Genomic DNA, 22438 nt, shown 5'->3' on the forward strand with positions numbered 1-22438 from the left:
GGTTCAGCTCCCTTCGGACTGGTTGGCGCCGCTGTTCGCACTGCCGTTGGCGCCGTTCAGCGCGTCTTCCAACTGCTGCTGCGGCGCAGTTGCCTGGGGCACCCGGCTGCGCCGACGCGGCACCGGGGGCAGTTGCTGGCCCGGCAGCGGCGGGACGGGGTAGCCGCCCGCCATCGGGTCGAACTCACCCTCGGGCGGGGTGCCTTGCGCTGCCACGGCGCCGCCCTGCGGCTCCTCCTTGGACCGGAACGCGTCCCAGAGCAGCGAGAGCAGCAGCACCGCGGCCACCGGCGCGCCCACGTAGAGCACCACCCGGCCGAAGCCCTCGCCCTCGTTGCGCAGCGCCCGGACGCTGGCCACCATCACCAGCCAGACCAGCGAGACCGGGATCAGCACCTTCCAGCCGAGCTTCATGAACTGGTCGTAGCGCAGCCGGGGCAGCGTGCCGCGCAGCCAGATGAAGAAGAAGAGCAGCAGCTGGATCTTGATGATGATCCAGAGCATCGGCCACCAGCCGTGGTTGGCGCCGGCCCAGAAGGTGGAGATCGGCCACGGGGCCCGCCAGCCGCCCAGGAAGAGCGTGCTGGCGACCGCCGAGACGGTGACCATGTTGACGTACTCGGCCAGCATGAACATCGCGAACTTCAGCGAGCTGTACTCGGTGTTGAAGCCGCCGACCAGCTCGCCCTCGGCCTCCGGCAGGTCGAACGGCGCCCGGTTGGTCTCGCCGACCATCGCGATGATGTAGACGATGAACGAGACCGGCAGCAACACCGCGAACCAGGTGGGCTGTTGCGAGTCGACGATCTGCGAGGTCGACATCGAGCCGGAGTAGATGAAGACCGCCGCGAACGAGAGCCCCATCGCGATCTCGTAGGAGATCATCTGGGCCGCCGACCGGACGCCGCCGAGCAGCGGGTAGGTCGAGCCGGAGGACCAGCCGGCCAGCACGATGCCGTAGATCCCGATCGAGGCGGTGGCCAGGATGTAGAGCAGCGCCACCGGCAGGTCGGTGAGCTGCATCGGGGTACGGGTGCCGAAGATCGAGATCTCGTCGTTGGCCGGGCCGAACGGGATCACCGCGATCGCCATGAAGGCCGGGATCGCGCAGATCACCGGGGCCAGGATGTAGACCACCTTGTCCGCCCCGGAGACCACCAGGTCCTCCTTGAGGGCGAGCTTCACACCGTCGGCCAGCGACTGCAGCAAGCCCCAGGGGCCATGCCGGTTGGGGCCGATCCGCAGCTGCATCCAGGCGACGACCTTGCGCTCCCAGACGATCGCGACCAGCACGGTGATCAGCAGGAAGGCGAAGCAGAAGACCGCCTTGATGACGACCAGCCACCACGGGTCCCGCCCGAAAAAGCCGAGCGTCTGGTAGCCGGCGGCCAATGTCCAGTGCGTCATTGCTCCTCCCCTCCTGCCGGGGCGATGGTGACCAGGTGGCCGACCGTGGTGCCGAGCGTGCGGTGCACGCCCTGGTCGGTGGAGTTGAGCGGCAGCCAGACGGTGCGCTCCGGCATCTCCGCGGTGATCTCCAGCGGCAGCACCAGCGAGCCCGCCGGGCCGCTGACCCGCAGCCGGCCCCCGCTCGCGCCGATCTCGGCGGCGGTGCCGGGCGAGAGCCGGGCGACGGCGGCGTGCCGGGTGCCGGCCAGGTGCTCGTCGCCCTGCTGGAGGGTGCCGCGGTCCAGCAGCAGCCGCCAACCGGCCAGCACCGCCTGCCCGGTGGCGGGCCTGGGCAGCGGGGCCGGGTGACCGGCCGGCGCGGCCGGGCGGTCGCCGGTCCACGGGGTGAAGGCGTCCAGCTCGCGCCGCGCGGCCCGCAGGTCGGGCAGTGCGAGCCGGTGGCCGAGTGCGTCCGCCAGCATGTTCAGCACCCGGACGTCCGACTGGAGATGACGGCCCATCTGCTGATCCGGCTTCAGCGCGGCCTCGAAGAGCCGGACCCGGCCCTCCCAGTCCAGGAAGGTGCCGGCCTTCTCGGCGACGGCGGCCACCGGCAGCACCACGTCGGCGTGTTCGGTGACGGCCGAGGGCCGCAGCTCCAGCGAGACCACGAAGCCGACCCGGGTCAGGGCCTCCTCGGCGAGCTGCGGGTCGGGCAGGTCGTCGGGGTCGACGCCGCCGATCAGCAGCGCGTCCAGATCGCCGTGCGCGGCGGCGGCCAGGATCTGGCCGGTGTCGCGGCCCAGCCGGGCGGGCAGTTCGGCCACACCCCAGGCGGCGGCGGTCTCGGCCCGCGCGGCCGGGACGCCGACCGGACGGCCGCCCGGCAGCAGGCCGGGCAGCGCGCCGGCCTCCAGCGCGCCGCGCTCGCCGGCCCGGCGCGGGATCCAGGCAAGCTTGGCGCCGGTGGCGTGCGCCAGGCGCAGCGCCGAGGTCAGCGCGCCGGCCGTCTGGGCGAGGCGCTCGCCGAGCAGGATCACCGCGCCGGGCTGCCGCAGCAGTTCGGCGGCCCGTCCGGCCTCGTCGCTCAGCGGCTCCTCGGCCGCCAGCGCGCCGAGCCACTCGGCCTCGGTGCCGGGGGCGGCCGGCAGCAGCGCGCCGCCGAGCTTGCCCAGGCCCCGCGAGTGGTGGTCGGCGATCGCGAAGACCTTCAGGCCCTTGCGGCTCGCCTTGCGCAGCCGCAGGAAGACGATCGGCGACTCCTCCTCGGGCTCGAAGCCCGCGAGCAGCACGCCCGGAGCCGCTTCCAGCGCCGCGTACGTGACACCGCTGCCGTCCAGATCGACGCCGCGCCCGGCGACGGCGACGGCCAGGAAGTCCGCCTCCTCACCGCTGTGCGGGCGGGCCCGGAAGTCCACGTCGTTGGTGCCGAGCACCACCCGGGCGAACTTGGCGTAGCCGTAGGCGTCCTCGACCGTCACCCGGCCGCCGGTCAGCACGGCGGCGCGGGCGCCGGTCAGGCCCTCGGCGGCGGCGGCCAGCGCCTGCGGCCAGGAGGTGGCCACCAGCTCACCGGTGGCCTGGTCGCGGACCAGCGGGCTGGTCAGCCGGTCGCGCTGCTGGGCGTAGCGGAAGGCGAACCGGCCCTTGTCGCAGTTCCACTCCTCGTTGACGTCCGGGTCCTCGCCGGCCAGCCGGCGCAGCACCTTGCCGCGCCGGTGGTCGGTGCGCTGCGCGCAGCCCGAGGAGCAGTGCTCGCAGACGCTGGGCGAGGAGACCAGGTCGAAGGGGCGGGAGCGGAACCGGTAGGCGGCCGAGGTGAGGGCGCCGACCGGGCAGATCTGGATGGTGTTGCCGGAGAAGTACGACTCGAAGTCGTCGCCCGCGCCGATGCCCACCTGCTGGAGGGCGCCGCGCTCCAGCATCTCGACGAACGGGTCGCCGGCGATCTGCTCGGAGAAGCGGGTGCAGCGGGCACAGAGCACGCAGCGCTCGCGGTCCAGCAGCACCTGGCTGCTGATCGGGATCGGCTTCTCGTAGGTCCGCTTCATGCCCTCGAAGCGGGAGTCGGCCGAGCCGGTGGACATCGCCTGGTTCTGCAGCGGGCATTCGCCGCCCTTGTCGCAGACCGGGCAGTCCAGCGGGTGGTTGATCAGCAGCAGCTCCATCACGCCGCGCTGCGCCTTCTCGGCGACCGGCGAGCTGACCTGGGTGCGGACCACCATGCCCTCGGCGACCGGGATGGTGCAGGAGGCGACCGGCTTGCGCTGGCCCTCGATCTCCACGATGCACTGCCGGCAGGCGCCGGCCGGATCGAGCAGCGGGTGGTCGCAGAACCGCGGCACCTGGGTGCCGATCTGCTCGGCCGCCCGGATCACCAACGTGCCCTTGGGGACCTGGACTTCGACGCCGTCGATGGTGAGCGTGACGAGCTCGACCGAAGTCTTCGGACCCGCGGCGGAGCCGCTGATGTCACCAGTCGTGATGGTCACGCGTGCACCTCCCTCTCGGTGGCGGGCTGGGGGGCCTTGGCCTGCTTGGCGTCGGCCCAGACGGTGGCGGCGGCCGGGTCGAACGGGCAGCGGCGCTCGGCCAGGTGCTGCTCGTACTCGGCGCGGAAGTACTGCAGCGAGGAGGAGATCGGGCTGGCCGCGCCGTCGCCGAGCGCGCAGAAGGACTTGCCGTTGATGTTGTCGGCGATGTCCAGCAGCTTCTCCAGGTCGCCCGCCTCGCCGGCGCCGGCCTCGATCCGCTTGAGCAACTGGACCAGCCAGTAGGTGCCTTCGCGGCACGGGGTGCACTTGCCGCAGGACTCGTGGGCGTAGAACTCGGTCCACCGGGTGACCGCGCGCACCACGCAGGTGGTCTCGTCGAAGATCTGCAACGCCTTGGTGCCGAGCATCGAGCCGGCCGCGCCCACGCCTTCGTAGTCGAGCGGGACGTCGAGGTGCTCGTCGGTGAACATCGGGGTGGAACTGCCGCCCGGGGTCCAGAACTTGAGCCGGTGACCGGACCGCACCCCGCCGCTGATGTCCAGCAGTTGACGGAGCGTCACGCCCAGTGGCGCCTCGTACTGCCCGGGGTTGGTGACGTGCCCGGAGAGCGAGTAGAGGGTGAATCCGGGCGACTTCTCGGTGCCCAGCGAGGTGAACCACTCCTTGCCGCGGGCCAGGATCGACGGCACCGAGGCGATCGACTCCACGTTGTTGACCACGGTCGGGCAGGCGTACAGGCCCGCGATCGCCGGGAACGGCGGGCGCAGCCGCGGTTGGCCGCGCCGGCCCTCCAGCGAGTCGAGCAGCGCCGTCTCCTCGCCGCAGATGTAGGCGCCGGCGCCCGCGTGCACGGTGATGTCGAGGTCGACGCCGGAGCCGAGGATGTCCCGGCCCAGGTAGCCCGCCTGGTACGCCTCGGCGACGGCCGCGTGCAGCCGGCGCAGCACCGGCACCACCTCGCCGCGCAGGTAGATGAAGGCGTGCTCGCAGCGGATCGCGTAGGAGGCGATCACCATGCCCTCGATCAGCGCGTGCGGATTGGCGAAGAGCAGCGGGATGTCCTTGCAGGTCCCGGGCTCCGACTCGTCCGCGTTGACCACCAGGTAGTGCGGCTTGCCGTCGTTCTGCGGGATGAACTGCCACTTCAGCCCGGTCGGGAACCCGGCGCCGCCGCGACCGCGCAGGCCGGACTCCTTGACCAGGGCGATCAGCGCGTCGGGGTCCATCGCCAGCGCCTTGCGCAGGCCCTGGTAGCCCTCGTGGCGGTGGTAGGTCTCCAGCGACCACGGGCGGTGGTCGTCCCAGGAGGCGGAGAGCACGGGGCTGAGCAGCTTCTCGGCCGGCTCGGTGGCGGTCATCACGCCTCCGTCCCTTCGGCTCGGGGGGAGACCACGCGGGCGCCCGGGGCGCCCGGCAGCGACTCGCCCTTGGCGAGGCGCAGACCGGCCAGCGACGGGGCGCCGCCCGCGCCGGACTCCTCGTTGGCGCCCTCCCGGGTGTCGGGGAAGCCCGACAGGATCCGGGCCGTCTGCTTGAACGAGCAGAGCTTGGCGCCACGGGTGGGACGCACCTCGGCGCCCGCCCGCAGGTCGTCGACCAGCTGCTTGGCGCTCTGCGGCGTCTGGTTGTCGAAGAACTCCCAGTTGACCATCACCACGGGCGCGTAGTCGCAGGCCGCGTTGCACTCGATGTGCTCGATCGAGAGCTTGCCGTCCTCGGTGGTCTCGTTGTTGCCGATCCCGAGGTGCTCCTGGAGCTCCTCGAAGATCTGGTCGCCGCCGAGCACCGCGCAGAGCGTGTTGGTGCAGACCCCCACGTGGTACTCCCCGGCGGGCCGGCGCCGGTACATGGTGTAGAAGGTGGCGACCGCCGTGGCCTCGGCCGTGGTGAGCTCCAACTGCTCGGCGCAGAACCGGATCCCGGTCGCGCTGACGAAGCCCTCCTCGGCCTGGACCAGGTGCAGCAGCGGCAACAGCGCGGAGCGGGCCTGCGGATAGCGGGCGATCAGCTCCTTCGCGTCCACGGCGAGGCGCGCGTGCACCTCCGGTGGATACGGCTTGGCCGGCAGCGCCGGCAGGCCGAGGTCAGTGCTGTTCAACGGTCCACGCCTCCCATCACCGGGTCGATCCCGGCCACCGCCACGATCACGTCGGCCACCTGGCCGCCCTCGCACATCGCCGCCATCGACTGCAGGTTGGTGAACGACGGGTCCCGGAAGTGCACCCGGTACGGGCGGGTCCCGCCGTCGCTCACCACGTGCACGCCGAGTTCGCCCTTCGGCGACTCGACCGCCACGTACGCCTGGCCGACCGGGACCCGGAAGCCCTCGGTGACCAGCTTGAAGTGGTGGATCAGGGCCTCCATCGAGGTGCCCATGATCTTCCGGATGTGGTCCAACGAGTTCCCCAGGCCGTCCGGCCCGAGGGCCAGTTGGGCCGGCCAGGCGATCTTCTTGTCGGCCACCATGACCGGCCCCGGGCGCAGCCGCTCCAGGCACTGCTCGACGATCCGCAGCGACTGCTTCATCTCCTCCAGGCGGATCAGGAACCGCCCGAAGGAGTCCGCGGTGTCCGCCACCGCGACGTCGAAGTCATAGGACTCGTAACCGCAGTAGGGCTCCGACTTGCGCAGGTCGTGCGGCAGGCCGGTGGCCCGCAGGATCGGCCCGGTGGCGCCGAGCGCCAGGCAGCCGGCCAGGTCCAGGTGGCCGACGTCGACCAGCCGGGCCTTGAAGATCGGGTTGCCGGTGGCCAGCTTGTCGTACTCGTGCATCCGGGAGCGGAAGAGCTTCACGGCCTCGCGGATCTGGTCGACCGCGCCCGGGGGCAGGTCCTGGGCCAGGCCGCCGGGGCGCACGTAGGCATGGTTCATCCGCAGCCCGGTGACCAACTCGAAGATGTCCAGGATGAGTTCGCGGTCCCGGAAGCCGTAGATCATCAGCGTGGTGGAGCCGATCTCCATGCCGCCGGTGGCCAGGCAGACCAGGTGCGAGGAGATCCGGTTCAGCTCCATCATCAGCACCCGGATCACGGTGGCCCGGTCCGGGACCTGGTCGGTGATGCCGAGCAGCTTCTCCACCGCCAGGCAGTACGCGGTCTCGTTGAAGAGCGGGGTGAGGTAATCCATCCGGGTGACGAAGGTGGTGCCCTGCACCCAGGAGCGGAACTCCATGTTCTTCTCGATACCGGTGTGCAAGTAGCCGATGCCGCAACGGGCTTCGGTCACCGTCTCGCCGTCGATCTCCAGGATCAGCCGCAACACCCCGTGGGTGGAAGGGTGTTGCGGGCCCATGTTGACGATGATGCGCTCGTCGTCGGCCCGCGCGACGGCGTCGACCACCTCGCCCCAGTCGCCACCGGTGACGGTGAAGACCCGGCCCTCGGTGGTCTCGCGCGCTCCCGCTTCGTATTCGGCCGTCTTGTTCTCAGAAGACTTGGGCATCAGGAGTACGACCTCCGCTGGTCGGGTGCCGGGATCTGGGCGCCCTTGTACTCGACGGGAATCCCGCCGAGCGGGTAGTCCTTGCGCTGCGGGTGGCCCAGCCAGTCGTCCGGCATCATGATCCGGGTCAGCGCCGGGTGGCCCTCGAAGACGATGCCGAAGAAGTCGTAGGTCTCGCGCTCGTGCCAGTCGTTGGTCGGGTAGACGCTCACCACCGACGGGATCCGCGGGTCGGCGTCCGGCGCGGTGACCTCGATCCGGATCAGCCGGGTGTGGGTGATCGACCGCAGGTGGTAGACGGCGTGCAGCTCGCGCCCCGTCTCGCTCGGGTAGTGCACGCCGCTGACGCCCAGGCAGAGTTCGAAGCGCAGCGCCGGGTCGTCGCGCAGGATCCGGACGGTCTGCAGGAGGTGCTCGCGGGCGATCTGGAAGGTCAGCTCGCCACGGTCGACCACGGTCTTCTCGATCACCGCGGCCGGCACCAGGTCCTGCTCCTCCAGCGCCCCCTCCAGCTCGTCGGCCACCTCGTCGAACCAGCCTCCGTACGGGCGTTCGGCCGGTGCGGGCAGCACGATGGCAGCCGCCAGGCCGCCAAAACCGGAGGTGTCGCCGCTGCCCTGGGCGCCGAACATGCCCTGGCGCTTGCCGATCACCTCGACGGGGAGTTCGGCGCGACCGTTCGGGATCGGGACCTCGGGGGTGTTGTCAGGGGTCTTGTCGGGGGTGTTGCCGCTCATCGCTGCTGCCACCCCATCTCGCTGGTCGGCATCGCGTGCAGCGCGAGTTCCTCGGCCTCGTCCTGCGCCCGCCGCTTGTTCACGCCGAGCGGCTCGTGCTGGATCTTCTGGTGCAGCTTGAGGATCGCGTCCATCAGCATCTCCGGACGGGGCGGGCACCCCGGCAGGTAGATGTCCACGGGAACGATGTGGTCGACGCCCTGGACGATCGCGTAGTTGTTGAACATCCCGCCCGAGGACGCGCAGACGCCCATCGAGATGACCCACTTCGGATTCGCCATCTGGTCGTAGACCTGGCGCAGCACCGGAGCCATCTTCTGGCTCACCCGCCCCGCCACGATCATCAGATCGGCCTGCCGGGGCGAACCGCGGAAGACCTCCATGCCGAACCGGGCCAGGTCGTAGCGGCCGGCCCCGGTGGTCATCATCTCGATGGCGCAGCAGGCCAGCCCGAAGGTGGCCGGGAAGACCGAGGCCTTTCGCACCCAGCCCGCGGCACTCTCCACCGTGGTGAGCAGAAAGCCGCTCGGCAGCTTCTCCTCGATTCCCATCTACCCATCCCTCTCAGTGGCCTCAAATCCAGCTGATCGCGGCGCTGTTGGTGCCGTCAGTACCGCGCTAGTCCCACTCCAGGCCGCCGCGCCGCCACACGTACGCGTAGGCGACGAAGACGGTGGCGATGAACAGGAGCATCTCGACCAGCCCGAAGATCCCCAGGGCGTCGAAGCTGACCGCCCACGGGTAGAGGAAGACGATCTCGATGTCGAAGACGATGAAGAGCATCGCCGTCAGGTAGTACTTGATCGGGAACCGCCCGCCGCCCAGTGGCTGCGGGGTCGGTTCGATACCGCACTCGTAGGCTTCCAACTTGGCCCGGTTGTAGCGCTTCGGGCCGGTCAGCGAAGCCATCACGACGGAGCCGATCGCGAACGCCGCCGCGATGGCACCGAGTACGAGGATCGGCGCGTAGGCATTCATCCGCCCTCGCTCCCTCCGTCCAGTCGTCCTTGACTGCAGATCGGAATCACCGGGTCACCGTGGGGTGATCCAGCCGTCCGGTTCCCGAGATCCACCCCATGTGAGGCAGTTCACAAAGCCCGGATCGAGCGCATCCTATGCCCGTCGGCTTGTGATCTGCGACACGCGTTCCGAGGTGATCTTTGTGATCTACGACACCTCGCAGACCGGTAGCCATGGCGACAAGTCGCGAGATATGAACGCAACGGACCCAGATGGTCGCAAACTGTCATATTCCTTGGCCAAGCCGCTGGTCAAAGCGACTTGCCTATATCAACTATGCGGCGATCATGGCAAATTTCCAGGCCTCATGTTGACGTGATAGAGCCCCTCCCTCGCAGGGGTGACGAGGGAGGGGCACGCGCTTGACCCTTGGTTCACAAGCGCACGAATGGCGGGCAGGATGGGCTCGGCGGAGCGCCCACCCCAGGAGATCAAGCCGGCTCGGCCACCAGGCCGCTCGCCGGCAGGACCGCGCGGCGGCCCGCTTCGGTGCCGGCCAGGACCAGCAGGCCGCCGAGCAGGGCCGGGGCGCCGAGGCGGTCGCCGCCCAGCGCGATGCCGAAGACGGCGGCCCAGAGGGGTTCGGTGCCCAGCAGCAGGCTGACCCGGGAGGGAGAGGTGGCCCGCACGGCCCGCATCTGGACGAAGAACGCGAAGAGCGTGCAGAACAGCGAGAGGTAGAGCAGCAGGCTCCACTGACCGAGCGACCAACCGGCCGCCACCCGCCAGGGCGCGGGGCCGCCGAACGGCGCGGTGATGGCGAACACCACTGCGGCGGCTGCTAGTTGCACCCAGGTCAGGGCGAGTGAGTCGATCCCGCGCAGCGCCCGGCTGCGCGACATCGCCAGCACGTGGACGGTCCGCGTCAGCGCCGCGCCGAACACCAGCAGGTCCCCGAACGAGGGCGCCTGAAGGCCCGCGCCCTCGGTCAACAGCCCGACGCCGAGCAGCGAGAGAACGGCGGCACCGAGGAACGCACGCGGTATCGCGGTGCGGCTCAGCAGGCTCTCGGCGAGCGGGGTGAGGATCATCGTCAGGCTGATGATCAGCCCGGCATTGGTGGCCGAGGTGTGCACCACCCCGTAGCTCTCCAGCAGGAAGATCCCGCCCAGGATCACCCCGAGCAGCGCCGCCCCCCGCCACTGCGCCGCCCCCAGCGTGCGCAACCCGCGCCAAGCGAACACCCCGAAGACCGGCAGCACCACCGTGAACCGCAGCACCAGCATCGGCAGCACGGTGTGGGCGTCGGTCAGTTGCTTGACGGCGAGGTAACTGGACCCCCAGACCACCGCCACCGCGAGCAGCGGCAGATCGGCGAGCAGCGAACGGGAAGCGGCCAGGTCGGCTGCTTGTGAAGCGCTTCGCATGGGGGTCCGTCCGTCGGGGGGCGTAGATCGGATCATCGTTTCGCGGCTACGCCTTGGTGATCAACGGCTTTTGGCCATTAGGCTGCCGCTCGCCGGCGGCGGTGCGGCGGCGAACGCCCGGGCCGCACGCGGGCCCGGCCCGGCTCAGCCCTGGGCCCCTCGGCAAACAACCCGAGTGTCGGTACCGCCTCAGTGCCCTGCCGGACACCATGGCAGTACCGAAGGAGGTGAGAGGAACCGTGAGCGTGGCCACCACTGAGCACAGCGGGCCCTGGACCGTGGAAGACGTCCTGACTCTGCCCGAAGACACCCACCACCGGATCGAACTGGTCGGGGGTGCGCTGCTGATGAGCCCGAACCCCGGCGTCCCCCACCAGCGGGCCAGCTCCCGGCTCGCCGTGCTCCTGGGTGCCGCCATCGAGGCCTGCGGAGCCCCGTTCGAGGTCCTGGAGGCGGTCAACGTCATCGTCCCCGACGGCCTGCTCATCCCCGACCTGGTGATCGCCGACGCCGACGCTGCCGCCGAGGCCGGCACCACGCTGAGCGCACACAACATCGTCGTGGCCGTCGAGATCGCCTCGCCCTCCACCCGTGTCACGGACAAGAAGATGAAGCCCGCCCTGTACGCGGCGGCTGGCATCCCCCACTACTGGCGACTCGAGCTCGAGCCCGCACCCCGCCTCTACCTCGGCCAACTTGAGCGCGGCGCCTACGTCGACCGCCTGGTTCAGGTCGGCGAGACCACCGCTCTGACCGAGCCTTTCCCACTCGACCTCGACCCCACCGCGCTCCGCCGGTAGACCAGGCCGATCCGGAACACCGAACGGCCTCGGCCATCACGGCCGGCACCAGCGCCGCACAGAGGAAGCCGGCATCGTCGACTTCACCGGACGCCTGCTCACGGACCTGGCGCGAGCCGGACACGTCGAAGCGCTGCGCCAAGCGTCGAGTTGGCGCGGGCCTCGGAGCCCTTGGCCGATCTCGCGCCACTCGCGCTACTCCTCACCCAGTGGCGGCACAGCGCCGAGGTTTCATCCGGGCCGAAGTGAACAGGGAATCCGTCGAGACTCGCTGGCATTGAGGACAGCATCTGACCTCATTGCCTCGTAACGTCATCCGTACCGGACAACGACGAGGGAAGGCCGAGACCATGACCACCACCGAGAACCCCATCACCGGCGAGCACGCGGACCTGCTGGCCACCCTGGACAAGCACCGCAACTTCCTTCGCCACACCACGAAGGGGCTGACCGACGAGCAGGCCGCACTCACGCCGACCGTGAGCGCGCTCTGTCTGGGCGGGCTGATCAAGCACGTGACGCAGGTCGAGCGGCGGTGGTTCGACTTCACGCAGCGCGGCGCCGAGGCCATGTCCGGCGGGTTCGAGGAGCACATGGCCGGCTTCCGCATGGAGCCCGGTGAGACGCTGGCCGGTCTGCTGGCCGCGTACGACGACGCGGCGAAGCGGACCGACGCCATGCTGACCTCGCTGGCGGACCTGAACGAGAGCCACCCGCTGCCCAAGGCCCCGTGGTTCGAGCCCGGCGCCAGCTGGTCGGTGCGGCGCGTGATGCTGCACGTCATCGCCGAGACCTCGCAGCACGCGGGCCACGCCGACATCATCCGCGAGGCCATCGACGGTCAGAAGACGATGGGCTGACCGTCCTTCAGGAGCGCGGCTCCGCCGGTGCTGCGGTCCTCATGTCAGATCGCCGCGCCTGACACCGGTGATGAAGGCGGCGAAGGAGGGGGCGGGGAAGACGAGTGCGGGGCCGGCGGGGTCCTTGGAGTCACGGACGGGGGTGACGCCCGGGAAGCCGTCGGCGACCTCGATGCAGTTGTTCTGCGAGGAGTTGCTGTGGCTGGACTTCCGCCACACGGCAGCGCTCAGGCCAGGGGCGGCAGGTCCCATGCGTACCGTTCCTCCATCACGTTCCGGATGAAGGCAGCCGACATCTCGGGATCGAGCGCAGCAGCCTGGATCCGATCGTAAACGAGGGTAAACCGAGCGACCTTCTCCGCGTCCTCGAAGAACCGGCCGGTGTGAAGCCCCTCGGTGTACGCCGCCCGGGAACCGTCAGGCATCGTGAGCAGGCACAGCGATCCACCCAGCGCATTGAGATCGAGCGCACCGAACGGGACCACCTGGATTTCGACCCGGGGCCGCTTGCCGAGTTCCAACAGGTGGAGCAGCTCCGCGCCCATCACCGCCCGCCCGCCGACGTTCCGGTAGAGAGCCGACTCATCCAACGTGAGCCGGTACCACGGCGGATCCTCGCGGTCGAAGATCCGCTGTCGAGCGAGCCGAATCGGAAGCTTTCCTGCCACGGGCGGCTCCCCAACAGCCTCCCCAGCTGTGAACATCGCTCGCACGTAGTCCTCGGTCTGCACCAGCCCAGGGATCACCAGGCCGTACTCCTGGATGATCCTGGCCTGCCCTTGCCGCATCAGGAAGAGCCGAGCGTAGTCGTCAACCCTCTCGAGCCCGAGGTGACCCCAGAGTTCAATCAGGTCTCCCTGCGCATCCAGCGCCGCATCCAGCAGCACGATCAGATGCGGCCCCGGCGGATCCGTCGCCAACTCGATCTGGGCGATCCGGTTGTGCGACACGAAGATCATCTGCCCGAGCTGCTTCTGCGTCAGCCCCTTCGCCTCCCGCCGCTTCCGCACCTGGTTCCCCAGATAGTGCTCCAGCGAGATGGTGGGATCAAGTTCCTTCGGAGCCGGCATGACCACTCCCTCGTTCACAACATGGCCGGTTGAAGACTCCCCCTCTGGCGATGCTAACTCCACAGCGCCACGCTAGGTACACGGATCGTGAGATTCGGCCCCAGCAAGCGCACGGAGAGTCAGATATGACTGATCATCAGACTTACCCACCCCCGCCCCCCACCTTCGACCGCAGCCTCCCCTCGTGCGAGTGCCCGGCCGACTGCGGAGGTCGCCCCGAGGCGCTGCTCCGGCTGGCTCCCGCCTACCCCACGGTCCGCGACGACGGCACCGCCAAGCCGCCCGAGCACCCCCACTCCCCCACCAAGCGCGGCGAGTTGGTCCACGACACGCTCAACCAGCGCACCGGCGTCTTCATGGACCGCGTCGGCCAGCTCGTCTACCTGCGCCCCGCTCGCGGTGGCCCGGAGTGGGAGGTCGACGCCAAGTGGCTGGTGAGCGACCGGTGAACCTCCGTGCGCACCGCCAAGCCGCCTCCGCGCTGGACGAGTTGACCACCGCACTCGACGACGCGGAAGTCGATATCCCCGACCTTTCGGCCGGCTGGCGCATCACGCCCGCCGGGACCGTCCTGGTCCAGTTCCGTCCCCTGCTCCCCATCGAGGTACTCCGCCTCGCCCAGGCCATCCGCCCGCCGGACGCCCGGACGTGACGGGAGCCGTCAGCCTCAGCTGACGTCTCCAACTGGCGTGTTGTCGCTCGCTGACGCCAGGCGACAACACGCCTGCCACACCGGAGGCACCCACCGTCCGACCACCACTCCCGCCGTTGCCTATCCGCGGCAGGGAGAGGCAGCGCCACGCACCTTCGGCCAATACTCGACTCATGGACACGACGGTGCGGCTCGGCGACTTCCTGCAGGCGCGGCGCTCCCGGCTGCGGCCCGAGGACGCCGGGGTGCCCACCTACGGAGAGCGCCGGCGGGTGCCCGGGCTGCGGCGCGAGGAGCTGGCGATGCTGGCGGGTGTGAGTGCCTCGTACTACGCCCGGCTGGAGCAGGGGCATTCGCTGAACGCCTCGCCCCAGGTACTGGACGCGATCGCCCGGGCGCTGCGGCTGGATGAGTCCGAGCGGCTGCACCTGCACGACCTGGCCCGGGCGCACCAGCCCCGCGGCCGGGGCCGGTGGCCCGCACCGGAGCGGCTGAGCGAAGCGGCTCGGCAGTTGCTGGACGCGCTGCCGGACGCCCCGGCGGTCGTGGTCGGCCGCCGCAGTGACGTCCTGGCATGGAACCCGCTGGGACACGCGCTGTTCGCCGGGCACCTGGACCCGGCTGCCCCGGACCGGGCGGCCGAACGCCCCAACATGGCCAGGCTGGTGTTCCTCGACCAGCACACCCGCGAGCTGTACGCGGACTGGACGAGCAAGGCCAAGGCGGCGGTCGGGACGCTGCGCCTGCGGGCGGGGCAGTACCCGGACGACCCGGCGCTGCACGCGCTGATCGGTGAACTGAGCGCGAGGAGCGCCGAGTTCGCCACCATGTGGGCCGACCACCGGGTCAAGGCCGGCCACATCGCGAGCTACGAGATGCGGCACCCGCTGATCGGGACGCTGACCGTCACCCAGCAGACCCTGAGCCACGGGCCCGGCCCGAACATCCTGGTCGGCACGGTGGCGGCGGGCTCGCCTTCGCGGGCCGCGCTCTCGCTGCTCGCCCGAGCCATCGCCCCGGTCGAGACCCCGAACAACAACCGGGTCAGCACCCGCTGACCCCAGCCTTCCCCCTCTCACCCCAATCACCCCTGTGCGTCGGCGGATCGCTGCCGCATGCCCGAAAACCGTGAAGGAACCATGTTCAAGAAACTCTCCAAGGCCGCTGTTTCGGCTGCCGTGCTGGTCGCGGCCGCTGTCACGACGCTCACCCCGGCCTCCGCGTCGGCGTCGGCCTCCACCGCCTCCGCGTCCGCCCCGCTGAGCGATGCGCGGATCGCCGCGCACTTCGACCTGACCAAGGGGCAGACGCCGGAGAACGTCGCCCTGGCGCCGGACGGCTCCGCGTACGTCACCTTCGCCAAGGGCCGTCAGGTGGCCGAGGTCTCCCCGACCGGCGCGGTCCGGATCCTGGCCACCCTGCCTGCGCCCGCCGACGGCGGCGTCCACACCCCGGCGCTGGGCTTCCCGCTCACCCTCGGCATCGTCCGCGCCCAGGACGGCACCCTGTACTTCCTCTACGCCACCGGCACCGCCGACCTCACCGGCGTGTGGCGCCTGCGCCCGGGCGGCCAGCCGCAGCGGATCGCCGCGCTGCCCGCGAACGGCCTGCCCAACGGCCTGGCCCTGGACCCGTGCAGCCACACGCTCTACGTCACCGACTCCGTCCTCGGCACCATCTGGAGCGTGCCCACCGGCGGCGGCACCGCCACCGCCTGGTCCACCGCCCCCGAGCTGGCCGCCACCGGCTTTCTGGGCGCCAACGGCCTGAAGATCCACAACGGGGCCGTCTGGGCCACCAACCTCGACCAGGGCACCGTCCTGCGCATCCCCGTCCTGCGAGGCGGCCGGGCCGGCACGGTCCACACAGAGGCCACCGGCCTGGCCGGGATCGACGACTTCGCCTTCACCGGCCACGGCGACCAGCTGCTCGCCGCCCTCAACGGCCCGGGCGAGGTCGCACTGGTCCAGCCCGACGGCAGCCACTCCCTCGTGCTGACCTCGGCCGACGGCCTGCAGAACCCCACCTCGATCGCCCTGCGCGGCGACACCGTCTACGTCCTGAGCGCCGCCTACCTCACCGCCCAGGACCCCAACCTGATCCTCGCCCACCTCAACGAGTAGCCCCGGGGCCGCAACCGCCGTGCCGGTCAGCCCGCTTCGGGCACCGGCACGGCGGGCGCACGGCCCACGCGCTCCCGCAGCCCCAGCACCGCGTACACCCCGCCCGCCACCACCAGCAGCGCCGAGCCGGTGAGCACGGTGTCGTAGCCGCCCACGTGCAGACCGGCGACCTGGCCGTGGAAGCCGTGCAGCACGGTGCCGACCCAGAGGGTCAGCGTGGTGTCGAAGACGTAGTCACCCGTCTGCGACACCGACTGGCCGGCCCAGAGCAGGGTGAAGTCGCGGTTGATGAGGCGCACGGGTGCACAGCCTGACACGAACGTTCGTTCGTGTCAGTGGTTTCGAAGGAACGACTCCGGGGCAGTTGGGCATGACGTTGTGCGCATGACATGCCGTCATCTCCCGAGAGGCCTCACATGACCCGCCGCACCCGCCTCGCCGCCACCGCAGCCGCCGCCACCCTGGTGCTCTGCGCGACCAGCGCCGCCTCCGCCGCCACCACCGTGACGCCGAACGCCAAGGCAGGCACCACCCGGACGCCGTCGGCCGCGCCGAACTGCGGCTTCACCAAAGCCGTGCCGGCCGACCGGTTCAAGGGCATTCCGGTGTTCGACGCGACCGAGGCCGCCAAGCCGTACCACGCGACGCTGCGCACCACCCAGGGCGCGATCACGTTCCAGGCGCTGACCGCGGCCGCGCCGTGCACCACCTTCTCGTTCCGGTTCCTGGCGGAGCACGACTACTTCAACCGGACCCACTGCCACCGCCTCACCACCCAGGGCATCTTCGTGCTGCAGTGCGGCGACCCGACCGGCACCGGCAGCGGCGGGCCCGGCTACTCGTTCAACGACGAGAACCTGACCGGCGCCACCTACCCGGCCGGCACGGTGGCGATGGCCAACGCCGGCCCGAACACCAACGGCAGCCAGTTCTTCTTCGTCTGGAAGGACACCAAGCTGCCTGCGGCCTACACCCCCTTCGGCACGGTGACGGGCGGCCTGGACGTGCTGCAGAAGATCGCCGCCGCCGGTGAGGACGACCAGAACGGCGCCGGGGACGGCTTCCCGACCCTGCCGGTGGACATCAAGTCGGTGAAGATCAGCGACCGTTGACCGCGTCGGGGGCCGGCGCCGCGACCGGCGCCGGCCCCCGCACGGTTGCGACGGGACGACGGCGACCGGGTAGGGCGCGTCAGGCGTTGGGCGCCACCCGGGCCAGCCCGTTGATGATCCGGTCCATCGCGTCCCCGCCCTGCGGGTCCGTCAGGTTCGCCAGCAGCTTCAGGGTGAACTTCATCAGCATCGGGTGGGTCAGCCCGCGCTGGGTGGCGATCTGCATGATCTTCGGGTTGCCGATCAGCTTCACGAACGCCCGGCCCAGCGTGTAGTAGCCGCCGTAGACGTCCTTGAGCGTCGCCGGGTAGGCCTGCAGCGCCCGCTCACGGCCGCCGTCGGTGACCCGGGCCTGGGCCTGCACGATGGTGCGCGCGGCGATCTGGCCCGACTCCATCGCGTAGGCGATGCCCTCGCCGTTGAACGGGTTGACCAGGCCACCCGCGTCGCCGACCAGCAGCAGGCCGCGGGTGTAGTGCGGCTGCCGGTTGAAGGCCATCGGCAGCGCGGCGCCGCGGATCGGGTCGGTCATGTTCTCGGGGGTGTAGCCCCACTCCGCCGGCATGCTCGCGCACCAGGACTTGAGCACCTCGCGCCAGTCCAGCTCGCCGAAGGCGGGCGAGGAGTCGAGGATGCCCAGGCCCACGTTGGAGGTGCCGTCGCCCATGCCGAAGATCCAGCCGTAGCCGGGCAGCAGCTTCTTCTCGTGGCCGCGGGTGTCCCACAGCTCCAGCCAGGACTCCAGGTAGTCGTCCGAGCCGCGCGGGGAGGTGAAGTACGTCCGGTAGGCCACGCCCATCGGGCGGTCCTCGCGCCGGTGCAGGCCCATGGCCAGCGAGAGCCGAGTGGAGTTGCCGTCGGCGGCCACCACCAGCGGGGCGCGGAAGGTGACTTCGCGCTTCTCGGCGCCCAGCTTGGCCGTCACGCCGGTGATCCGGCCGGTGCGCTCGTCCAGGACCGGACCGCTGACGTTGCACCGCTCGTACAGCTTGGCGCCGGCCCTCTCGGCCTGGCGGGCGAGCAGTTCGTCGAAGTCGGCCCGCTTGCGGACCAGCCCGTAGTCCGGGAACGAGGCGAGCTCCGGCCAGTCCAGCTCCAGCCGGACCCCGCCGCCGATGATCCGCAGGCCCTTGTTGTGCAGCCAGCCGTTGCCGGTGGAGACGTCGATCCCCATGTCCACCAGCTGCTTGGTGGCCCGCGGGGTCAGCCCGTCGCCGCACACCTTCTCGCGCGGGAACGCCGTCTTCTCCAGCAGCAGCACGTCCAGCCCGGCCTGGGCCAGGTAGTACGCGGTGGTCGAGCCCGCCGGGCCGGCCCCGACCACGATGACGTCAGCGGAGCTCTCTACGGCGGTCTCGGTCACGACGGGCACACTCCTGAGCACTGCTGCGGGGCACCGGCTCGAGCTGGACTGGCCGGCCGAAGGTCCCCAGCAGTCTAAACGGTGTGCTCTCCAGGGGGCCGAGCGACTGCCCAGAGGTCCTCGAAACGCTGGATCCGTTTCACCACCGTGTCGTGGTTGAGCACCAGCAGGGTGCGGGCGATCACCGGCGCCGCCTGCGGCCCCTCGCCCTCGTCGGTGTTCTGTTCGTAGCTGATCGCCCCGTCGAAGACGATGAAGTCGGACATCGGGCGGCGGGCCCAGGGCGCGAGTTCCTCCATCGCCACCGTCCGGACGTTGATGCCGAGCATCGCCTGGGCGCCGGCCACCTTCAGCGTCTCGTCGGGGGTCTCCTGATCGGGCTTGCGCAGCACGAAGACCCGGCGCACCGGCACCCCGCGGCGCACCGCCGAACGCTGCGCGTCGAGGTAGCGCCGACCCAGTCCGCTGCCCCAGAAGCCGCTGTCCATCGAGGTGCTGATCGCGTCGATGGAGACCGTGGCGCTGTGCGTGAGGGTGAGCAGCCAGTCCTGGTCCTCGCCGTCGTAGGCGGCCTGGCCGGCCTGCAGCTCCTTCATCATGTCGGAGAGCCGGCGGATCTCGCGCTGCGCGAAGTCCCGCACGATCGGCGTGCCGTCCTCCCCCAGTTCCGAGGCGTTGTGGACCAGTTCGCCCATCAGGCCGTTCCCCAGCCGGCCCGTCTCCATCAGCTGGAACAGCCGGGTCGCCTCGCTGACCCGGGTGAAGCCGGCCTCCACCAGGTCCTGCGCCTTCTGGGTGTGGCCCTCCATCAGCTGCTGCACGACCCCCGTGTGCTCAGCCAGTACCTCCTCGACGCCGACCAGCCGCGCGTCGAACTCCAGCAGGAACTCGACCAGCAGGGCGACGCCGCCCACCAGGACCGAGAGGTTGACGCTCTCGACGATCGACTGTCTGGTCAGCAGCGTGATCATCAGGGTGGTGCCACCCGAGACCGTGGTGGTGATGATCTTGCGAAGCAGTGGCGATATCCCGTGTTCCCGTTCCGTTGCCATACGGGCCCCCGTACTCGGTGTTGGCGAAGGTGCCGGTCGGTGGTGCCGGTCGCTGGTGCCGGTCAGTGGTGCCGGTCAGTCCCCTTGGTAGGAGTGCGCCGGCAGGCCGATGGCCTGCAGCGCCAGGTGGTCGCGGATGCGCTGGACGGTGGCCGCCCACTGGCGGGTGAAGCCGGGTCGGGTCTCCAGGCCCGCCCAGATCGGGGCGAGTGCCCGGTCCACCCGGGCGCCGGGCATCCACAGGTGCAGCAGGTGGTCGACGGCCGGCCGCAGCCGCAGCAGCGGCTCGGGGCCGGGCGCCGAACCGAGGCCGCTGCGCTCGACCAGCTGGACCAGGGTGGTCAGCAGCCAGTCGTGCAGCGCCAGGTCCTCGCAGAAGGCGGCAACTGCCACCGGGTCCACCCGCTCCAGGGTGAGCCGCAACGTGCGCAGCGTGCCGTCCTCGATGGTGAAGAGCGCGCCCGGCCCGTCGCCGCCCGGCTCGGCGCGGGTGGCCGTCCAGAGCAGCCGGGTGCGCCGGGATCTGAACGGCGCCCGGCGGTCCAGCACGCGCCGGCCCTGGAGGTCCGTCAGCAGCCGCTCGGCGATCGCCCCGAGGTCCAGGGCGCCGCCGGGCAGGCGGTCGGCCGACAGGTGGCCGTCGACCAGGTCCGCGCCGGCCAGCCGCCCTGACGGCTCCACAGTGCCGGGGCGGGCCAGGTAGTGGCCCCAGGGCAGCCGCAGGCTCCCGCCGGTGGCGGCGATCCGCACCCGGACCGAGGCCTGCAGCAGCCGGCCCTCGGTGAGCACCGCGCGCGAGGTTGCCGTCCCGACCCCGCGCACCGCCCGGCCCGAGGCGGTCGGCAGCGGGCAGTCCACGCCGGTCAGCAGGTCGGGCGAGACGGCCTGGCCCGAGGGGCGCTCCGAGGTCCGCACCCGCTCGCCGTGCCGCAGTTGCAGCAGCTGGCCGGCGGCGGCGCGGGGCAGCGCCACCGAGTGCTGCAGCAGGGCGGTCCTGACCTCACCGATCAACAGGTCCGGGCCAGCTGGCGGGCTGACAGTCGAGAAAGGCTCCGAGGGGCGCGTCATGACGGCGCGTGGAAGACGTAGTTGATCCGGTCGGTGACGTCGTCCGGCATGGCCAGCCCCTCCCGCTCGGCCCGCTCGGCGATCTGCCGGAGCACCGACTCCTCGGGCGACCACTGGGCGAGGATCACCCGCACGGCGTGCTCGATCGGCAGGAACCGCGACGCCAGCACCGAGCAGGTCCGGTAGGCCGCGAACGGGTCGGCGGCCGGGTTGAGCCGGACCAGCGGCGGCAGGCTGTCCCAGGAGGCGGGAAACGTCTCCTCGCGCGGGACCGGCGCCAGCACCTCCTGCCCCTGGTCGCGCAGCAGGCCCAGGCGCAGCAACTGCCAGACGGCGGCCAGGAACGGGCAGGACCAGGTGCGCCGCCCCTCGTGCTCGTCCCAGAGCTCGACGTCCAGGAAGACCGAGTGCCGGCGCGCCTCGATCTCGCGCGGCGGTTGCCAGCCGGCGGCCGCCTGCATCGCCTCGCCCGGCTGGTCAGAAGGCGAGCGTTCGCCGTTGCTCAGCCAGCCGACCTCGGTGGCCGGCGGGCGCGAACCGTTGCTGCCCAGCGGCGGCGACTGCACCAGCCGAGCCTCCGCCAACCGGGCCGGCCGCACCGCGCCCACCTCGGCGCAGGCCGACTCGCGGGCCAGGTAGTCGATCACCAGGCCGCACTCGGCCGCCTCGGCGAGCACCTGGGGCAGCACCTCGGCGGGCGAGGAGAACCGGGTGAAGTAGTCGTCGATCAGGAAGCAGGTGCTGATCCGGGGCCGCCGCCCGCCGGTCCTGGTGGCGGCCGCCCGCGCCGCGTCCGCCCACGGCTTGACCCGGGCGAACTGCTCGCGCAGTCGCCCGGGGCCGGCCGCGAAGTCGTCCATGTAGAGGTGGCCCAGCTCCAGGGACAGGTGCGAGAGCGGGAGTTGTGTGGTGCGCGGATCCGAGGAGACCTCCCGGAACGTGGTATCCATCAAGCCCCCCTCAGGCTCACAGCGGCGACTGCCAGCGTCTGTCGTCGGTGAGCGCCGCGGCCAGGTCCGCGAACGCCTGCGCCGTCTCCAGGTTGGCCACCTGGCTCGACAGCACGTCCTCGTCGGTGATGAGTTGCTCGCGCCACTGCAGCACCGGATCGAGCGGGACGGTGCCCAGGGTCAGCATCGGCCCCAGCTTGTGTTCGGAGGCGAGCCGGGTGAGGTCCTCGTCGCAGATGCTCAGCCAGAGTGCCTGGGCCGGCCGCAGTTCGGCGAACATCGGCGAGGACGGGCTGGGCACCGCGGCCCGGACGAACCGCACCGAGTCCCGCAGCCGGTCGCGCTCGTGCCCGCGCGAGGCGCCGGTGGCCATGATGCCCCGGTCGCCGTAGACCAGGCCGGCGGCGGCGATGATGTGCTGCCTGGTCCACCGGTGGAAGACCAGCCAGCGCGCCGTCACGCTGCTCAACTCGGGCAGCGCGGTGGCCTCCAGGACCAGCTGGGCGGCGTAGGAGCGGCCCGCGCTGAGGTCCACCAGGGTGATCTCGAACTCCTCCTCCAGGCGCAGGAAGAGGTCGGCGCAGCGCCGCACGGTGTCGCTGCCCAGCACGAACTCGCCGCCGCCGCGGTCGCCGGGCAGCAGCACCAGCTGGCCGGCCTGCGCCGGGCGGGGCCGCAGGCCCGCGCTCTCGGTCTCCGCCCAGATGTCGATCCGCTGCGGTTCGGCCACCTCGCCGCGCAGGTAGGAGTGCAGGCCGGCCTGCTCGGTGCCGCGCAGCGCCGAGGGCACGTCGAAGACGGCGGCGCTGGTGGGCGAGCCGAAGTCGAAGTCGAGGTAGCAGACATCGGCCCCGGGCAGGGCGCGGCGGTAGGCGATGTTGGCGCTGGTGACGGACCGTCCGGTGCCGCCCTTGTCGGAGATCGCGAAGATCAGCACGG

General features: G+C 71.0%; 24 protein-coding genes. 7 read left to right on the forward strand and 17 right to left on the reverse strand.

Going from position 1 to position 22438, the window contains the following annotated elements; genetic code table 11:
* Nucleotides 1-3: 3 nt before the first annotated feature.
* From nuoH to P3T41_RS11915, 9 genes are all read right to left on the reverse strand, one after another.
* Complete coding sequence (nuoH, locus tag P3T41_RS11875) at nt 4-1407, reverse strand: NADH-quinone oxidoreductase subunit NuoH (protein ID WP_280689657.1); 1404 nt, start codon at nt 1405-1407, stop codon at nt 4-6.
* Nucleotides 1404-3881 carry an NADH-quinone oxidoreductase subunit G gene (locus tag P3T41_RS11880; protein ID WP_280689658.1) on the reverse strand — a complete coding sequence of 826 codons (2478 nt, stop codon included), beginning with the start codon at nt 3879-3881 and terminating at the stop codon, nt 1404-1406. Before P3T41_RS11880 ends, nuoH begins: the two co-directional genes overlap by 4 nt.
* Nucleotides 3878-5242 carry an NADH-quinone oxidoreductase subunit NuoF gene (nuoF, locus tag P3T41_RS11885; protein WP_280689659.1) on the reverse strand — a complete coding sequence of 455 codons (1365 nt, stop codon included), beginning with the start codon at nt 5240-5242 and terminating at the stop codon, nt 3878-3880. The genes P3T41_RS11880 and nuoF overlap by 4 nt, the downstream gene beginning before the upstream one ends.
* Nucleotides 5242-5982: an NADH-quinone oxidoreductase subunit NuoE gene (nuoE, locus tag P3T41_RS11890; protein ID WP_280689660.1), complete on the reverse strand. Its 741-nt coding sequence runs from the start codon at nt 5980-5982 to the stop codon at nt 5242-5244. Before nuoE ends, nuoF begins: the two co-directional genes overlap by 1 nt.
* Complete coding sequence (locus tag P3T41_RS11895) at nt 5979-7325, reverse strand: NADH-quinone oxidoreductase subunit D (protein ID WP_280689661.1); 1347 nt, start codon at nt 7323-7325, stop codon at nt 5979-5981. The genes nuoE and P3T41_RS11895 overlap by 4 nt, the downstream gene beginning before the upstream one ends.
* Nucleotides 7325-8062 carry an NADH-quinone oxidoreductase subunit C gene (locus P3T41_RS11900; protein WP_280689662.1) on the reverse strand — a complete coding sequence of 246 codons (738 nt, stop codon included), beginning with the start codon at nt 8060-8062 and terminating at the stop codon, nt 7325-7327. Before P3T41_RS11900 ends, P3T41_RS11895 begins: the two co-directional genes overlap by 1 nt.
* Nucleotides 8059-8613 (reverse strand): NADH-quinone oxidoreductase subunit B family protein, encoded by a 555-nt coding sequence (locus P3T41_RS11905; RefSeq protein ID WP_280689663.1) that lies wholly within the window; start codon nt 8611-8613, stop codon nt 8059-8061. The genes P3T41_RS11900 and P3T41_RS11905 overlap by 4 nt, the downstream gene beginning before the upstream one ends.
* A gap of 67 nt (nt 8614-8680) precedes the next feature.
* Complete coding sequence (locus P3T41_RS11910) at nt 8681-9040, reverse strand: NADH-quinone oxidoreductase subunit A (protein WP_280689664.1); 360 nt, start codon at nt 9038-9040, stop codon at nt 8681-8683.
* A gap of 473 nt (nt 9041-9513) precedes the next feature.
* Nucleotides 9514-10449: a DMT family transporter gene (locus P3T41_RS11915; protein WP_280689665.1), complete on the reverse strand. Its 936-nt coding sequence runs from the start codon at nt 10447-10449 to the stop codon at nt 9514-9516.
* A 245-nt stretch (nt 10450-10694) separates the two neighbouring features.
* Here P3T41_RS11915 and P3T41_RS11920 point away from each other — a divergent pair, with 245 nt between their 5' ends.
* Both P3T41_RS11920 and P3T41_RS11925 read left to right on the forward strand, forming a co-directional pair.
* Nucleotides 10695-11249 (forward strand): Uma2 family endonuclease, encoded by a 555-nt coding sequence (locus tag P3T41_RS11920; protein ID WP_348533647.1) that lies wholly within the window; start codon nt 10695-10697, stop codon nt 11247-11249.
* Nucleotides 11250-11599: 350 nt separating this feature from the next.
* Nucleotides 11600-12109, forward strand: coding sequence for a DinB family protein (locus tag P3T41_RS11925; protein ID WP_280689667.1), 510 nt, complete (start codon nt 11600-11602; stop codon nt 12107-12109).
* Between the two features lie 39 nt (nt 12110-12148).
* Here the strand turns inward: P3T41_RS11925 and P3T41_RS11930 are convergent, their stop codons facing one another.
* On the reverse strand, nt 12149-12361 hold the full coding sequence (locus P3T41_RS11930) for a DUF397 domain-containing protein (protein ID WP_280689669.1): 213 nt from the start codon (nt 12359-12361) through the stop codon (nt 12149-12151).
* Nucleotides 12337-13179 carry a helix-turn-helix transcriptional regulator gene (locus tag P3T41_RS11935; protein ID WP_280689670.1) on the reverse strand — a complete coding sequence of 281 codons (843 nt, stop codon included), beginning with the start codon at nt 13177-13179 and terminating at the stop codon, nt 12337-12339. Before P3T41_RS11935 ends, P3T41_RS11930 begins: the two co-directional genes overlap by 25 nt.
* Nucleotides 13180-13304: 125 nt before the next feature.
* On the opposite strand from P3T41_RS11935, the gene P3T41_RS11940 reads away from it, so the two are divergent.
* The 4 genes from P3T41_RS11940 to P3T41_RS11955 all read left to right on the forward strand — a co-directional run bounded on the left by P3T41_RS11940 (nt 13305) and on the right by P3T41_RS11955 (nt 15954).
* On the forward strand, nt 13305-13628 hold the full coding sequence (locus P3T41_RS11940; protein ID WP_280689671.1) for a hypothetical protein: 324 nt from the start codon (nt 13305-13307) through the stop codon (nt 13626-13628).
* Nucleotides 13625-13831, forward strand: a complete 207-nt coding sequence (locus tag P3T41_RS11945) for a hypothetical protein (protein ID WP_280689672.1) — start codon at nt 13625-13627, stop codon at nt 13829-13831. Before P3T41_RS11940 ends, P3T41_RS11945 begins: the two co-directional genes overlap by 4 nt.
* 173 nt (nt 13832-14004) lie before the next feature.
* Complete coding sequence (locus P3T41_RS11950) at nt 14005-14889, forward strand: helix-turn-helix transcriptional regulator (RefSeq protein ID WP_280689673.1); 885 nt, start codon at nt 14005-14007, stop codon at nt 14887-14889.
* 81 nt (nt 14890-14970) lie between these two features.
* The gene (locus tag P3T41_RS11955) at nt 14971-15954 is read left to right on the forward strand and encodes a hypothetical protein (RefSeq protein WP_280689674.1); all 984 of its coding nucleotides are present in this window, start codon (nt 14971-14973) and stop codon (nt 15952-15954) included.
* Between the two features lie 26 nt (nt 15955-15980).
* On the opposite strand, the gene P3T41_RS11960 is transcribed toward P3T41_RS11955, so the two are convergent.
* Nucleotides 15981-16253 carry a hypothetical protein gene (locus P3T41_RS11960; protein WP_280689675.1) on the reverse strand — a complete coding sequence of 91 codons (273 nt, stop codon included), beginning with the start codon at nt 16251-16253 and terminating at the stop codon, nt 15981-15983.
* A 117-nt stretch (nt 16254-16370) separates the two neighbouring features.
* On the opposite strand from P3T41_RS11960, the gene P3T41_RS11965 reads away from it, so the two are divergent.
* A complete protein-coding gene (locus P3T41_RS11965) occupies nt 16371-17066 on the forward strand; it encodes a peptidylprolyl isomerase (RefSeq protein WP_280689676.1) in 696 nt (231 codons plus the stop codon).
* A gap of 79 nt (nt 17067-17145) precedes the next feature.
* Here P3T41_RS11965 and P3T41_RS11970 read toward each other — a convergent pair whose 3' ends face one another.
* From P3T41_RS11970 to P3T41_RS11990, 5 genes are all read right to left on the reverse strand, one after another.
* Nucleotides 17146-18429 (reverse strand): geranylgeranyl reductase family protein, encoded by a 1284-nt coding sequence (locus P3T41_RS11970; protein ID WP_280689677.1) that lies wholly within the window; start codon nt 18427-18429, stop codon nt 17146-17148.
* A 74-nt stretch (nt 18430-18503) separates the two neighbouring features.
* A complete protein-coding gene (locus P3T41_RS11975; protein WP_280689678.1) occupies nt 18504-19481 on the reverse strand; it encodes a DUF6879 family protein in 978 nt (325 codons plus the stop codon).
* A gap of 75 nt (nt 19482-19556) precedes the next feature.
* Nucleotides 19557-20492, reverse strand: a complete 936-nt coding sequence (locus tag P3T41_RS11980) for an SCO2521 family protein (RefSeq protein ID WP_280689679.1) — start codon at nt 20490-20492, stop codon at nt 19557-19559.
* Nucleotides 20493-20545: 53 nt separating this feature from the next.
* Entirely contained in the window at nt 20546-21502 is a 957-nt protein-coding gene (locus P3T41_RS11985) for an SCO2522 family protein (RefSeq protein ID WP_280689680.1), read from the reverse strand.
* Nucleotides 21503-21515: 13 nt separating this feature from the next.
* A complete protein-coding gene (locus tag P3T41_RS11990; RefSeq protein WP_280689681.1) occupies nt 21516-22436 on the reverse strand; it encodes an SCO2523 family variant P-loop protein in 921 nt (306 codons plus the stop codon).
* Nucleotides 22437-22438: the final 2 nt, after the last annotated feature.

Origin of the sequence: Kitasatospora sp. GAS204B, from assembly GCF_029892155.1 — a bacterium.
In the GTDB taxonomy this organism is placed as follows: Bacteria; Actinomycetota; Actinomycetes; order Streptomycetales; family Streptomycetaceae; genus Kitasatospora.